Consider the following 15925-nt stretch of genomic DNA (forward strand, 5'->3'; position numbering starts at 1 on the left):
ATCACATCGCCGCAGCGAAGATCGCGGTAATTTCTTCATGTGTAGCTTGTTTCGGGTTAGTCAGGCCACACGCATCTTTCAGTGCATTATCAGCCAGCACCGGGAAGTCATCCGCTTTCACGCCCAGTACTTCCAGACCCGCAGGGATACCCACATCCTGAGACAGCGCCTGAATTGCAACCAGCGCCGCTTCCGCACCTTGCTCAGCCGTCATCTCAGTGACATCCACACCCATGGCTTTGGCAACATCACGCAGACGCGCCGGACAAACCTGGGCGTTGTAACGCTGAACGTGCGGCAACAGGACGGCATTACACACACCGTGTGGCAGATCATAGAAACCACCCAGCTGGTGCGCCATCGCATGAACATAACCCAGTGATGCGTTGTTGAACGCCATCCCGGCCATGAACTGGGCATAGGCCATTTGTTCACGGGCTTCCAGGTTCTGACCGTCTTTCACAGCTGTACGCAGGTGCGCCTGGATCAGTTCAATCGCTTTAATCGCAACCGCATCAGTAATCGGCGTTGCCGCCGTCGAAACGTAAGCTTCAATCGCGTGCGTCAGGGCATCCATCCCGGTCGCAGCGGTCAGCGACGCCGGTTTCGCCAGCATCAGTTTCGGATCATTGACCGACATCAGCGGGGTGGTGTTCTTGTCGACAATGGCCATTTTGATGTGGCGCGCTTCGTCGGTAATGATACAGAAGCGAGTCATTTCAGACGCCGTGCCGGCAGTGGTATTAATGGCAATCAACGGCAGTTGTGGCTTCGCGGAACGATCCACCCCTTCGTAGTCGGCAATTTTGCCGCCATTCGAAGCAACCAGTGCAATCCCCTTCGCACAATCGTGCGGTGAGCCGCCACCCAGAGAAATCACGAAATCACAACCGTTGTCTTTCAGCAGTGCCAGGCCCGCTTCGACATTACCAATGGTCGGGTTCGGCTGCGTGCCGTCAAATACAACCGAGGCAACATCACGCTCCGCCAGCAGATCAGCCACCTGCTTAACCATACCGATATCGTTCAGAATACGGTCGGTTACGATCAACGCTTTTTTGAATCCATGTGCACGAATCGCATCAGCGGCTTCAGTCAGACAGTCCGCACCCATCAGGTTTACAGTAGGGATAAAAAATGCACTACTCATCAATATGCTCCATTATTATGTATGCTTCCAGCGGCAAGGCACCACTTCAGGCATGAAACCTTTCACCAGCGAACAAATCACCCGTACCCCATTCGGGGTATCCGGTCCAGATACGCATATCTAACACTGTTCTAATGTGCAACAAATTGATCTCGGACAATTTATTGAAGAGGTCTGATGTCTTTGCCGTGTTTATTTGAGTTGAGTCACCTTTTACTAAGAAAAACATTACCTTAGCGTTGATGCCTGGAAACAGACTATTTCCCTCTGTCATCAAATGAAGGGAGCTGATGACGTGTTTCATCCACCATCGGACCGGGCCTCACCCGCCCCCCCTGCTGAAACCGAATATGTTATCAATTGCATTGATTTCGCTAACGCAGCAGTAACCAGGTTTCCACCAGCACCACAATGGCCATAAGCCAGGCCAGCCCCTGCCAGAACCTCACGGGGTTGCGCTGGAGCAACGGGGCACGCTTCAGGGTATTCAGCAATTGCGGGTTCGGGGCAGACAGGTCCTGAAGCAATTCCGACATCACCTGATAACGTGCTTCTGGCGCCGGGTGACAGGCTTTTTTTAACACCAGGTCGAGCCAAACCGGTAAGTCCGTCCGGAAGCTCAACACGGAGCGGTAGTTGTAATGGCGCTTAAATTGGGGATCAAACACCGGCGATACCGCTGCATACGGCAGCTGACCAGTCAGCATTTCATAGACGATGACACTGACAGAATAAAGATCGGACAGCGAGGTCGCGCGGTTCCCGGCAAAATATTCCGGCGCGATATAATCCGTCGCCCCGACCGGGATCTCTTCGCTCAGCACCTGGTGGATCTCTTCGAGCCCGGCCACCTGGGCCGTACCGAAGTCGATACAGACGACCCGTCCATCGTCGGTCAGGATCAGGTTTTCCGGCTTGAGATCCCGGTGCACCATACCCATGCGCTGAAAATAGCGGATCGGTTTGATGAGCTCTGCCGCGATGGCCCGCACCTGCGACAGGCGGGGTAATGGATGGTCCAGCATCCACTGACGCAGGGTGATCCCCGGAACAAAATCACAGACATGATAGAGGAAGGGTGACGACGCTGCCGGCGGATGGATCTTCATCACCGACGGATGGCTGAACTGCCGACCCACCCAGCCTTCCCGGGCAAAGCCCTGCAGATAGCCCAAGTCCTCGGCAAAGTTCGGTGACGGACATTTGAGGACATAGTCCTGCTGATCAAACTCGCTGCGCGCCAGGTAAACATGACTGCGGGTGCCGCTATGGAGGACCCGGCGGATCTGGTAGTGATCCAGCCGCTGCCCTTCCGCCAACACCGGCGGGATCACCCGTGCTGTCAAGGCCCGGCTGGCTTCCGCCAGGGTTTGCTCCGGCAGCGCATCGACCCGCACCAGCAGGCAAGTCAGGTTATCATCGCTTCCCTGCGCCCGGGCACGTTGCAGAATGTTCCGGGCCAGCGCTTCCAGCGCGGGTTGGGTTAAAACGTCGGTGCCGGTCAGCAACACTTCCAGCTGTGAAGGCGACAACCAGTCGTGCAGGCCATCGGTGGTCAGCAGCAGCACATCCCCGACTGCCAGCGGCTCCGGGTGATAATCGACCTCCAGTTTGCTGTCCATCCCCAGCGCCCGCAGTAACAAGTGCTGATCACCGCCCTGGCGTCGGCGATGATCCCGGGTCAGTTGTTCCAACCTTCCCTGACGAAACCGGTACACCCGGCTATCGCCGACATGGATCACATGAGCGGTATTGGACTTGATCACCACACTACTGAAGGTGGTCACCAACCCGTTGTGGCGCAATTCGCTGTGCTGACCATGGTGATACAGCCAGCGGTTGAGCCCGGTCAGCACCTTGGCTGCGGCCTGACGCACGGTCCAGCTTGCCGGGGTACTGTAATAGTCTTCAATAAACTGGGTCACGCAGGTATGGCTGGCCTGCTGACCTCGGGCGCTGCAACTGACGCCATCGGCGATACAAGCCACAACGCCATGATGTTTCAGCACCTGCGGCCGCGGCGGCTGATACAGGGCAAATGCATCCTGATTTACTTCCCGGCACCCGGCACTGGAAAACCCGCCGCAGGTTACCCGTAAGCCGGGCTGCTGCGCTTGCTGTATATCGGCCGCCATTGTCATCACCATCCCTGCTCTCCCTTATTTGATCCCGGGTTAAACCGCCGGTACGAACTGCCAGCACGACCCGCCAAGGCGATCCGCGGGGCAATTCAATTTCAGGCGGCCAGGTGCGCTCACCCGGCCGCCGTGCGCTGTCCCTGACTTAACTTTTCGCCACATCAATCAGGGTCACACTGCCGTCTTCGTTGATTTCAGCAATCTGGCCGGACGGCTCTTCCATCATCAGCAGGGTGACAAACCCGATCACCGCCGTGGCTGCAATCACATAGAAGAAGGTGCTGTAATCAACGAACGAGAGAATCGTCAGGTAACAGACCGCTCCCACATTGCCGTAAGCCCCGGTCATCCCGGCGATCTGGCCGGTCATGCGACGCTTGATCAGCGGCACCGTTGCAAAAACCGCCCCTTCCCCGGACTGGACGAAGAAGGAGCAGGCCATTGCTGCCGCCACCGCCAGCCACACCGGCCAGCTGCCGTCGACCTGGCCCATCAGAAAATACCCGGCTGCCAGACCGGCCGTCAGGATCAACAGGGTCGGCTTGCGACCGAATTTATCCGAAATCCAGCCCCCGCCCGGACGCGACATCAGGTTCATAAAGGCATACGCCGAGGCCACCATCCCGGCAACCACCGGCGTGAGCTCAAAGGTTTCCGAGAAAAACAGCGGCAGCATCGACACCACCGCCAGCTCCGAGCCGAAGGTGGCAAAATAAAGCACATTTAAAATCGCCACCTGCTTGAACTTGTACTGATGAATTTCCGGCACCGGCGCCTGAAATACGTTCCGGTTCACTGTCCAGGTTTTCTGCACTTCATACAGATACAACACGCTGAGCAGCACATAAATTCCGTTCACCAGGCTATCGCTCAACATGCCGATCCCGGTCGGCGAAAGTTTCCACGCCAGCAGCGCCAGGGCGCCGTACATCGGCAGCTTCATCACCAGCAGCAGGAAAAAATCACCTTTTGAGGTGACTTCCATTGCTCCCAAATTCTTGGGCCTGAAATAAGTCGCGCCCTTGGGCGTGTCGGTGACATTGATATAGAAGATATAGGAGAAGATCAGGCTCATGGCCCCGGTGATCGTCATCGCATAGCGCCAGCCGTCTTCCCCGCCGAACATCACCGCCAGGGTCGGTAATGTAAACGCCGCGGCAGCTGAGCCGAAGTTCCCCCAGCCGCCGTAAATCCCTTCTGCGGTGCCGAGTTCATTGTGCGGAAACCATTCCGACACCAGTCGTATCCCTACCACGAACCCCGCCCCAATCAAACCGAGGGCAAAACGGGCTATCGCCGCCTGGACAAAGTTATCGGCAAAGGCAAAGACAAAACAGGGAATGGCACAGATGGCCAGTAACGCCGAATACACCCGCCGCGGACCATATTTATCGGTCAGCATCCCGATAATCACCCGGGCCGGGATCGTGAAGGCCACGTTCAAAATCAGTAAGGTCTTTACCTCGGCGGTGGTCAGGCCCAGGGACTCTTTCACCGACTGTAGCAAAGGCGCAAAGTTGAACCACACCACAAAGGTGATGAAAAACGCAAACCAGCTTAAATGAAGGATCTTCATCTTGCCGGTAAAGGACAATAGATTGAACTTATCTGTCATGGGGTCACTTCCTTAGTTGACGAACTGATAGGCTCATTGCATCTGTCATGCCAAAATTTAAAACATATTTAAAACAACATCTTATTTGCAATAAATCAAATTAAAACCTATTTAAAGACAACTAACTCATCAATCCGGTGCAATGATGCACCAATACATACGTAAAACACTCCAAATCGGATAATTTGATGATTATTTAAAAAATCAACACTAACACTAAATTGGTATTCTGATGGTAAATAATAAAAAAGGAGCCATAACAGCTCCTTTTTCATCAAAACAGAAATAACCGATCAGTTTATTCGCAGTTGCACTTTCCCCTGATTAAGCCGGACATCATAGGTTTTTAAGCGATATTCGGGGGCTTCCAGACACTCACCACTGTGCAGACTAAAGTGCTGTTTATAGAGCGGGGAAGCCACCACTTTCTGGTCACCCAGTGAACCGATGATGCCTCGCGACATCACATTGGCCTGGCCAATCGGATCGTAATTCGACAGCGCATAGAGCTGCCGACTGTGGCGACAGAAAAAAATCGCCACCTGCTCGTGATTGAGCAGGGCGCAGATCCCGGTATCCTGGATCAAATCACTTTGCTGACACACGGTTTGCCACTGTTTCATCTCGCTTCCTCCTATTCCGTCACATCGACAATTTCAATCCGCTCACCGCGCAGCACCGGCCGCCGCTGACCCCGCTCCAAGACATAGCTGAGCTGGCGATCAGGCTCCGCACTGTTGACAAAGTGCTGGAATCGCTTGAGTTTCTGCGGCGATGCCAAAGTGGTTTTCCATTCACACTGGTACTGACTGAGGTTATAGGCCATGTCGCGTTCCAGCTCGCCGACGATACCCAACTTATCCTCGATCACCACCTGCTTGAGATAATCCAGTCCGCCTTCGAGGTTTTCCAGCCAGACCGACGTCCGCTGCAGCCGATCGGCGGTTCGAATGTAGAACATCAGGATCCGATCAACATAGGCGAGCAGGGTGGCATCATCGAGATCAGCGGCAAACAGATCGGCGTGACGCGGTCGCATCCCACCATTGCCGCAAACATACAGGTTCCAGCCATTTTCCGTTGCGATCACCCCGATATCCTTGGACTGCGCCTCGGCACATTCTCGGGTACAGCCGGAGACCGCAAACTTGAGTTTATGCGGGGCCCGGAGCCCTTTGTAACGGTGTTCCAGATCAATGGCAAAACCGACACTGTCTTTCACCCCGTACCGACACCAGGTACTGCCGACACAGGATTTCACCGTCCGCACCGATTTCCCGTAGGCATGACCGGTTTCAAACCCGGCAGCAATCAACCGACGCCAGATCAGCGGTAGTTCATGCAGCTGCGCCCCGAACAGGTCGATCCGCTGTCCTCCGGTGATCTTGGTGTAGAGGTCAAACTCTTTGGCCACTTCCCCCAGCACAATCAGTTTCTCCGGGGTGATCTCCCCGCCCGGAACCCGGGGCACCACAGAATAAGTACCGTCTTTTTGCATGTTGCCGAGGAAGATATCGTTGGTGTCCTGCAAGCCGATATGCTGATCGTCAAGCACGTAATCATTCCAGAATGAAGCCAGAATCGAACCCACCGTCGGCTTACAGACATCACATCCCAGCCCCTGACCGTGTTGTTCCAGCAGCGCATCAAAGGTTTTGATCTGTTTCACCCGGACGATATCGGCCAGCTCCTGGCGCGAATAAGCAAAGTGCTCACAGACATGGTTGCTGACTTCATATCCCAAGCTGGCCAGTTCGGCATCCAACACCTGCTTGGCCAGCGCCGAGCAGCCGCCACAGCCGGTAGAGGCATGGGTGCTGGCCTTCAGGGCGGCCATATCGGTGCAACCGGCCGCGACCGCCTGTTTGATATCGGCTTTGGTGACGTCAAAGCAGGAGCAGATCTGCGCAGTGTCCGGCAGAGCCTCGACGCCCATCGCTCCGCCGCCCTCACCTTCCCCAATCGGCGGCAACAACAGTACCGCCGGATTGTCCGGCAACGGCAGGTCATTGAGCTTCAGTTGCAGCAGCTGGCTGTAGGCGTCAGCATCTCCGACCAATACCGCACCCAGCAGGCGCTGACCGTCTTCCGACACCACCAGGCGCTTATACACCTGCTCAATCTCGTCATGCAAGGTATAGGACTGCGCGCCCGGCGTAGTGCCATGGGCATCGCCGATACTGGCGACATCCACGCCCAGCAGCTTCAGCTTGGTACTCATGTCCGCACCGGTAAAAGCTGCCTGCCCGTCACCACAGAGATGCGAGACCGCCACTTTGGCCATCTGATATCCCGGCGCAACCAGGCCGAAGATTTTCTCCTGCCACAGCGCACACTCGCCAATGGCATAGATATCCGGCTCGCTGGTCCGACAGTGATCATCAATCACAATCCCGCCCCGCGCCCCGACTGCCAGACCGCTCTCGCGGGCCAGCGCATCCTGCGGCCGGATCCCGGCTGAGAACACAATCATGTCCGTTTCCAGATGGCTCCCGTCAGCAAAGTTCATCCGGTAGCGGCACTGCTCACCAGCGACAATCTCGGTGGTCGCTTTGTCGGTATGCACGCACACGCCCAGTGACTCGATTTTTCGCGACAGCAACTGGCCACCGCCCTGATCCAGCTGCACCGCCATCAGGCGCGGGGCAAACTCCACCACATGGGTTTGCAACCCGAGGTTTTTCAGGGCATTGGCGGCTTCCAGGCCGAGCAGCCCGCCACCAACTACCACGCCGACCTGGCTGTGACGGCCGGAGACTTCAATCGCTTCAAGATCTTCAATGGTGCGGTACACATGGCAATGCGCCTGATCATGGCCGGGGATCGGCGGTACAAAGGGATATGACCCCGTAGCCAGCACCAGCTTGTCATACGGCTCCACCCGGCCACTGGCGGTCACCACCTGACGCGCTGCGTGATCAATCGCCGTCACTCGCTCATTCAACACATACATCACCCCGTGCTCTTGGTAATACCCTTCATCGGTCAGCGCCAGCTCCCGGGCAGGGGTGCCACTGAAATACTTGCTGAGCTGGACCCGATCATAAGCCAGCCGCGGCTCTTCGGAAAAGGTAATCACCTCAAACTGATCGCGCTCGTCGCGCTGAATTAAATCGTCAATAAACCGGTGTCCCACCATGCCGTTGCCGACCACGACAATCCGCTGTTTTCTCATATCACTTCCTCACTGTTCTAATCTGTTACGCCTGTGATTGCTTGCGCTGACTGATTACTTGCGCTGACTGATTACTTGCGCTTATCTGTTTTCCGGTGGCCTCAGGCGATTAGCCGACGCGCTTGAGCGCTGTCTGCACGCTGCTGTCTGCGGCCAGGGCTGTCTCCTGGGTGGCGGTTACTTCCCGGGTAGCAATTGTTTCCTGGCTCGCAACTGTTTCCCGGGTAGCAGTTGTTTCCTGGGTGGCAGTTGCAGTCTGAAACCACTGCAACTGCTCGGCCAATGACACCACCTGACCGACCACAATCAAGGCAGGTGACTGCACCTGATGGCGACTGACCAGGATGTCCAACTCCGACAAAGTGCCCCGGATCACCCGTTGCTGCGGGCAACAACCATTTTCAATCAGCGCCACCGGGATCCCGGCACTCATTCCGGCCCGGGTAAGCTCCCCAGCGATGAGGCCGGCTTTGGTCAGGCCCATATAAAACACCAGGGTATGATCGAGCCGGGCAAGCGAGGCCCAGTTGAGGTCGAGCTCTTTCTCCGCATGGGCGGTAACAAAGGTGCAGCCTTGCGCCAGACCGCGGTGGGTGAGTGGGATCCCGGCGTAACTGGTACAGCCCGAAGCAGCAGTGATCCCCGGCACAAGGCGGGTCTCAATACCAGCCTGATGCAGTTCGAGCATCTCTTCCCCGCCCCGGCCGAAGACAAACGCATCGCCGCCTTTGAGCCGGCAGATATCCAATCCTTGCCGGGCTTTGGCGATCAACAAAGCGTTGATCTCCTGCTGTGGCACGCTGTGTTGATGCTTGGCTTTACCGACATAAATGGTGGGGGTGGCGATCGGAAACAGGGCCCGGATAGCCGGGCTGACCAGCCGATCATAAACAATCAGGTCGGCTTGCTGGATGGTGCGCAGGGCTTTCACGGTCAACAGATCCGGATCCCCCGGCCCGGCACCGACCAGACTCACCCGCCCGGCAGACGTTCGGGCATTTGCGGCGTTCAGGCGCACGATTTCTGACGCACTTGCGGTCGCGGTTGCGGTTGCTTTTGGTGCTGGTATGTATGGCATCGTTCATCCTTACGTACAGTCCGTGTACGTGCTCTAGACATTTGAAGCTGTCATAGCAAGGAGAGTGCCAACTGAGAGGATGAACAATACGAATGAAACATAACAAATTGATTTTAAATGGTATTTATATAAATTCGATCGACTTTGCCACCATCTCACTCGATCCAACTCTGCCGAGAGATTTCCCTCTCTTGGTGCACAAGACACCAGAATAATGCACGGATTTATTCATTTTCATAACATCAAACACCAGCCCGCATACCACTTTAGTGTTATGTATAGTCAGATTCACTAATTTCATCCAGAACCGATTCCGCCTGCAGCAGCCTTTTATCCTGGATTTCGGGATCCCTGGCGTTTTCTGTGGTGAAGCTGCGTCCCCGAAGATTTGGCTTACTTATTGCTGTGTTGTTTTTCAACATACATTTTGCTCGCCGGGAAACGGCTTCGGATGAAGTCTGCTCCGCCATTCATACAGTGATGACGGCGAGCCACTGAGAGCTGTTTTCGGCTCAGGAGGGAGACATTGAGCACGACAACACAAAACACATGGACGAAAACGACCTGCGCCTACTGTGGTGTTGGCTGTGGCATTGAAGCCCGGCCGACGCGCGACGGGGCGCTGGAGATCCGGGGCGATCAGAGCCATCCTGCCAACTTTGGCCGGCTGTGCTCGAAAGGTCTGGCACTCGGCGAGACCATCGGCCACCAGGGACGACTGCTGCACCCGTCGATCGCAGGAACACAGTGCGACTGGGCACAGGCGCTGGATACGGTCGCCAGCCGGTTTACCGAGGTGATCGCACAACACGGGCCGGATGCGGTGGCGTTTTATGTCTCTGGACAGCTGCTGACCGAAGACTATTACGTCGCCAATAAGCTGATGAAAGGGTTTATCGGCAGCGGAAATATCGACACCAACTCCCGGCTCTGTATGTCCTCCAGCGTCGCCGGCCATAAGCGCGCCTTTGGTGCCGACTGCGTGCCCGGCTGCTATGAGGATCTGGAGCTGGCGGATTTGGTGATCCTGACCGGCTCGAACCTCGCCTGGTGCCACCCGGTGCTTTATCAACGCCTGAAAGCCGCCAAGACAGCGCGGCCTGAGCTGAAGGTGATCGTCATCGATCCCCGCGCCACCCCCAGCTGTGAAATTGCCGATCTGCACCTGGCACTTCAACCGGGCAGTGATGTGGCGCTGTTCAACGGGCTGCTGGCTTACCTGGCCCAACATCAGCACCTGGATCCAGCCTATATCGCGGATCATACCGAAGGGTTTGAAATGGCGCTGGCCAGCGCCCAGCGTGACGTCGGGGATCTTCGCACTCTGGCGACGATCACCGGGATCGACCGCCGACAGCTCACCACCTTCTTCAAGTGGTTTGCCGAAACCGACAAAGTGGTCACGGTCTATTCGCAAGGCGTGAATCAATCCAGCCAGGGCACCGACAAGGTGAACAGTTTGCTCAACTGCCATCTGGCGACCGGCCGGATCGGCAAGCCCGGCTGCGGACCTTTCTCGGTGACCGGCCAGCCCAACGCCATGGGCGGCCGCGAAGTCGGCGGACTGGCCAATACGCTGGCGGCACATATGGAGTTTGGCAACGACACCCAGGCTCAGCTGGTTCGTGACTTCTGGCAGACGGACACGCTGGCGCGATCACCCGGGCTCAAGGCCATCGACCTGTTCGATGCCATCGACAGCGGCCGCGTGAAAGCAGTGTGGATCATGGCGACGAACCCTGCGGTCAGCCTGCCCGATAGCGAGACAATCCAACAGGCACTGGCGAAGTGTCCGTTCGTGGTGGTGTCTGACTGCATCGCCGACACCGATACCACCCGGCTGGCTGATGTCTTGCTGCCCGCCCAGGGTTGGAGTGAAAAATCCGGCACCGTCACCAACTCAGAGCGACGAATTTCCCGCCAGCGCCGCCTGCTACCGACGCCGGGCGACGGAAAACCCGACTGGTGGATCATCAGCGAGGTCGCCAAACGAATGAGGTTCGGCCACGCGTTTGATTATCGCCACGAAGCCGATATTTTCCGCGAGTACAGCCGCATGACTGCGCTAGGCAATACTACAGCCGCCAGCCCGGAACGGCGGCTGCTCAATTTGTCCGGCCTGTCCGACCTAACGCCCGAGCAGTACCACCAGCTCGCGCCTCAGCAATGGCCGGTTCTCGATCAACCAGCCTCAACGTCGGAGACACCGATTTCCAAGCGCCTGTTTGCCGATGGTCAGTTTGCTACGCCGTCCGGCAAGGCGCAGTTTATCGCGGTAAAATATCAGCCGCCGCGAAGCCAGATCAGCACGGCCTACCCACTGGTGCTCAACTCAGGGCGGATCCGCGATCAGTGGCACACCATGACCCGGACCGGCCTCTCCCCACGGCTGGGCGACCATACGCCGGAGCCCTGTGTGACACTCCATCCTGACGATGCCAGGTGTCATCACCTCACCTCCGGTCAACTGGCCCGGATCACCAGCCGCTACGGCGAAGTCACCGCTCGGGTAACCCTCAGTCGCAGCGTTCGGGCTGGTGACGTGTTTGTCCCGATCCACTGGAACCAGACCACCGCCAGTGCCGGGAAGGTCTGCCAGCTCATTGGACCACAAACCGATACCCTGTCTGGGCAACCGGAATTTAAGTTTACCCCGGTCGCGATTACGCCCCTTGAATTTTTCAGTGAAGCGATTGTGCTCACCCACAGCCCGCTGGCGCCAGAACTGTTAAGCGACTGCGCTTACTGGAGCCGCCAGACCATCAACCAGGGTTATCTCTATCGCCTTGCCAGTGATACGCAGCCGGATGCCTTGTTCGCCCGGCTCACGCACACCACAAACCATATGGGCCGACAGCTGAGCTTCAGCAGCGCCAACGGCCTCTATCGACATGCGTTGATTGAAAAAAGCCAGCTTAAATCTTATGTGTTGGTCGCAAAGAGCCTGCAACACCATGACATGGAGTGGCTCTATCCGCTGCTCGGCGAGCCGCTGGATGACAGCATTGAGCGTGCGCTGATTTCCGGTCAGCTTGAAGGCAAATTGGCGGGCGGCAAAACAGTGTGTGCCTGCAAGCAGATCGGGAAGAACACTCTCTGCACGGCGATTCGGGAGCAGCAACTGACCACGGTGGCCGAAGTGAGTGCCTGTACCCAAGCCGGGACCGGCTGCGGCAGCTGTACGGGGGAGATCCAGCAGCTCATTGATGACATCATGGTACAGAGCCAACAGACGGGCTAACCCGCATGTCTCCGGCTTGATCCCCACTCTCCACTACCCACTACCGCCTCCTTCCAACATCGAAAAGGCCTTTACGCGTCCTGTACCGGCGCGTGAAGGCTTCCGAATCCCCCATCATCCACGGAGTTGCGTCACGATGATCTATCGCTGATGAGCCATTGCTGACGGGCAACAGACCGATGCTGTCCTGATCCAGGTTCTCCAATCCTGAGTGAAATATTTCTAACGTATTTGAATCGCAGCAAAACTTATTTTTGAATAATCCTCAGAAAAATAACCACTTAAAACACGCTATTTCTCCGGGCATAAAATAACACTCCTGAATGTCCAGATTTTTATACATATTGATTTGTTTCAAAAATGAGACGCTGACAAATAAGTCCTATTAAATATTCGCTAATCCGGGCAATGATGGTGAATAATTAGCGAGATCCACAAAATTAATCAATAAAAAACAGTTAATTAAATCGATAGCACATGAAACTTGACACTATGCGTTGGCAAAAAAATATTTTTGGTAATTTTTTATCGACTCAGCTAAGTTTAAATTGTCTTAACCACAAGGCATTCATGAGTTGTCTCATTAATGGAATTAGGAGTATTGAGCATGAAAAATCTGAAGCAGCACGTTATCAATTTCTGGAAAGATGAAGAGGGACTAACCACTGTAGAATATGCTATTGCCGGCTCTCTTGTTGGACTAGGGGTGGTTGGTGCATTTACTGCATTAGGTGACAAAGTTGATGCCGCAATTGATGCAATCACTAGCAAAATTGCCACGACTGACACAAATGCCTAAGGGGCATAACAATAATGCCCATTTCCTCTCCGGAGGATAGCACCAGTAAAAACATTATTTACCCCATTAATCATGGTGGTCGACATGGATGTAGTCATTATCTCTGTTTTATTTTATGCAGCTTTATATGATATTCGGGAAAATAAAATCCCAAATTTATCAGTCGTTGCCATTATAGCCCTGAGTTTATTACAACCAATCTACCAAACCATGATTAGTGGGACATTTAACTTCAGTGTTTTGCTCGATCCAATATTCGGGCTATTCATTTCTTTCACCATCTGCTTCTTACTTTATTTGACAGGGCTGTTTGGTGCCGGAGATGCAAAGCTTTTAGCATCACTTGGCGCTACAGTTGGATTTCCTCATCTATTGCTATTAGTTGCAACAGCCATATCAATCGCAGGAATATTATCTTTACTTCGTGTGGCCTGCTACGGCGAGTTATTTGATTTATTAAAACGGTGGTATCAAACAATATTTTATAACGTTTACCAACCACCCGAAATCAACTCCGTTGCCTCCAGTGCTATTCCAATGGGTGGCGCAATCTTATTGGCAACACTCTACTGTCATTTTTATTTGTTCTAACGATAAGGGTTTACCATGCTAAACTCAACCAACACCGCAAGCAAAGATTGCCAGCAAACACATGGCAATCACTGTGCCCTCGATGAAATTTTGGCGAAACCCAAAACTTTAGAACAAACCGGTGTGCCAACGCGGGTGCTTGAATCTTTACTGATTAAACATTTATCACAAGCCACCGACCTCGATATCGTCACCTTAATTGATAAACTGGGTTTACCGGGCAACCTCATTGAACAATTGCTGCAAAAGCTTAAAGCAGAAGCGCTGACCGAAGTCCGAACAGATGGTCGCTTTCACACCGGCATGCGTTATGGACTGACCCAAAAAGGGATGATCATGGCGCAACATGAGTTGCAACGGGATGGCTATCTCGGCCCAGTGCCCATCACCATCGACAGTTACAAAAAGCTGGTTTGCGAGCAGTCGTCAAAACGAGAAACCATCACCCCCGAGCGCATGAAACAGGGGTTGAGCGATCTGATTTTGTCCGAGGAAGTCATCAGTCAGGTCGGGCCGGCGCTGAATTCCGGCCGGGCAATTTTCATTTACGGTTTACCGGGCACCGGAAAAACCTATATTTCCCGCCGGTTAGTCCGACTGTTCGAATCAAATGTCTATATTCCTTATGCGGTCTGTATCGGGAATCAGGTGATCCAGGTCTTCGATCCAATCATCCATACGCCGATCAATACCCGGTTACAACGTTCGCTGCATCTCAATGAAGGCCACGATAACCGCCTGGTGTTGTGCCGCCGCCCTGAAGTCGTTGTCGGAGGGGAACTGACCGCTGAAATGCTGGAGGTCACCGTTGATCCAACGTTTCGTATTAACCGGGCCCCGCTGCAGATGAAGGCCAACAACGGCATTTTTCTGATTGATGATCTTGGCCGCCAGAAAGTCTCTGTCGATGCCATTCTGAACCGTTGGATTATTCCGTTGGAAGAAGGCATCGATTATTTATCCTTACCTTCCGGCGAGCATTTCGACATTCCGTTCGAGCAGGTTTTGGTATTTTCTTCCAATATTCATCCGGCCAAACTCGCGGACGACGCTTTCCTCAGACGTATCGGCTACAAAATCAGCTTCGGGCCGATCACTCAGGACGACTATTGTTATCTCTGGCACAGCGAGTGTGAAAAGCACGGGTTGACCACCGCGCCGGAAGGGCTGGATTTTGTGATTGGTCACCTCCATCAGGTGAATAATATTCCTTTGCTTCCTTGTTACCCCCGCGACCTGGTCGCGATGTGCAGTAATCAAATCAGTTTTTTCCAGCACCCGCCTCAGATCAATCATCAGTTGATCGAGGTCGTCTGGCGTTGCTATTTCGTCGACCATGACCAAGCAGGAGGTAATCATGGCGAAGGGTAAACTCATTCTCATGTTATTCATTTCCGTACTCATGGGCTCAGGCGCCTTAGTACTAACCAATAACTGGATTGAAAAAAAGCAATCTTCCTTGACCCCACCGGAGGCGGAGGAGACCGTCGTTGAGGTCGTTAAAGAAGAGCCGAAAGTCGCCCGGGTTGTTGCCCAACAAAACCTGCCGCTCGGAACCATGCTCGAAGCCAAGCATGTCAAATTGGAGTACTACCCGAAAGACCTGGTACAGGGAACCGGCTATAGCAGCGCGGCACAGGTCGTCGGCATGCTGACCAAGAACGAAATTTTTGCCGGCGATCTGCTGCGGGAAGAGCGCCTGGCACTCCCCGGCCAGGGGACCACACTGGCGGCTCTGATTTCGCCGAACATGCGTGCTGTCACCATCCGGGTGAACGATGTCATTGGGGTGGCCGGCTTCTTGTTACCCGGTGACTATGTCGATGTCATTTACGCGCAGGAAAAAGCCTACAAAGCACAGACCGTGTTGAAAAAAGTCAAAATTCTGGCCGTCGATCAAACGGCACGAACCGATGATTCCAAACCGGTGATCGTCCGCGCCGTCACGCTGGAGCTGACGCCAAAACAAGTGGAATCACTCATTACCGCCAAATCCAAAGGTGAATTACAGCTTGCGCTACGCAACCCCAATGAACCGGAACAAAAGGCACCACAACGGACTTATCGCCGGACCACAGATACAGTCACCGTGATCAAGGGTACTGATGCCAGCCGTGTCAAGGTCAAGATCTAAATTC

At 54.6% G+C, this 15925-nt stretch carries 11 protein-coding genes; 5 read left to right on the plus strand and 6 right to left on the minus strand.

The annotated features are described in order from the left end of the window. Window position 1: 1 nt before the first annotated feature. The 6 genes from yiaY to cobA form a co-directional block, all read right to left on the minus strand. The gene (gene yiaY, locus VV869_RS00880) at window positions 2–1150 is read right to left on the minus strand and encodes an L-threonine dehydrogenase (RefSeq protein WP_261602215.1); all 1149 of its coding nucleotides are present in this window, start codon (window positions 1148–1150) and stop codon (window positions 2–4) included. A 374-nt stretch (window positions 1151–1524) separates the two neighbouring features. After that, window positions 1525–3297 carry a protein kinase domain-containing protein gene (locus VV869_RS00885; RefSeq protein WP_337733141.1) on the minus strand — a complete coding sequence of 591 codons (1773 nt, stop codon included), beginning with the start codon at window positions 3295–3297 and terminating at the stop codon, window positions 1525–1527. Between the two features lie 136 nt (window positions 3298–3433). Beyond that, window positions 3434–4903 (minus strand): NarK family nitrate/nitrite MFS transporter, encoded by a 1470-nt coding sequence (locus VV869_RS00890; RefSeq protein ID WP_337733142.1) that lies wholly within the window; start codon window positions 4901–4903, stop codon window positions 3434–3436. 293 nt (window positions 4904–5196) lie between these two features. Beyond that, window positions 5197–5526 carry a nitrite reductase small subunit NirD gene (nirD, locus tag VV869_RS00895; protein WP_337733143.1) on the minus strand — a complete coding sequence of 110 codons (330 nt, stop codon included), beginning with the start codon at window positions 5524–5526 and terminating at the stop codon, window positions 5197–5199. Window positions 5527–5537: 11 nt separating this feature from the next. Next, window positions 5538–8078 (minus strand): nitrite reductase large subunit NirB, encoded by a 2541-nt coding sequence (gene nirB, locus VV869_RS00900; protein WP_337733144.1) that lies wholly within the window; start codon window positions 8076–8078, stop codon window positions 5538–5540. A gap of 109 nt (window positions 8079–8187) precedes the next feature. Further along, entirely contained in the window at window positions 8188–9156 is a 969-nt protein-coding gene (gene cobA / locus VV869_RS00905; RefSeq protein ID WP_337733145.1) for a uroporphyrinogen-III C-methyltransferase, read from the minus strand. A 526-nt stretch (window positions 9157–9682) separates the two neighbouring features. Between cobA and VV869_RS00910 the strand changes: the two genes are divergently transcribed. The 5 genes from VV869_RS00910 to cpaB all read left to right on the plus strand — a co-directional run bounded on the left by VV869_RS00910 (window position 9683) and on the right by cpaB (window position 15921). Further along, complete coding sequence (locus tag VV869_RS00910; protein WP_337733146.1) at window positions 9683–12397, plus strand: molybdopterin-dependent oxidoreductase; 2715 nt, start codon at window positions 9683–9685, stop codon at window positions 12395–12397. 607 nt (window positions 12398–13004) lie between these two features. Beyond that, window positions 13005–13196 (plus strand): Flp family type IVb pilin, encoded by a 192-nt coding sequence (locus tag VV869_RS00915; protein ID WP_337733147.1) that lies wholly within the window; start codon window positions 13005–13007, stop codon window positions 13194–13196. A gap of 84 nt (window positions 13197–13280) precedes the next feature. Continuing rightward, window positions 13281–13787, plus strand: a complete 507-nt coding sequence (locus VV869_RS00920) for an A24 family peptidase (RefSeq protein WP_337733148.1) — start codon at window positions 13281–13283, stop codon at window positions 13785–13787. Between the two features lie 15 nt (window positions 13788–13802). After that, window positions 13803–15158, plus strand: coding sequence for an AAA family ATPase (locus VV869_RS00925; protein WP_337733149.1), 1356 nt, complete (start codon window positions 13803–13805; stop codon window positions 15156–15158). Then, window positions 15145–15921 (plus strand): Flp pilus assembly protein CpaB, encoded by a 777-nt coding sequence (gene cpaB, locus VV869_RS00930; RefSeq protein ID WP_337733150.1) that lies wholly within the window; start codon window positions 15145–15147, stop codon window positions 15919–15921. The genes VV869_RS00925 and cpaB overlap by 14 nt, the downstream gene beginning before the upstream one ends. Window positions 15922–15925: the final 4 nt, after the last annotated feature.

The organism is Photobacterium sp. MCCC 1A19761 (assembly GCF_037389125.1).
Taxonomy (GTDB): Bacteria; Pseudomonadota; Gammaproteobacteria; order Enterobacterales; family Vibrionaceae; genus Photobacterium.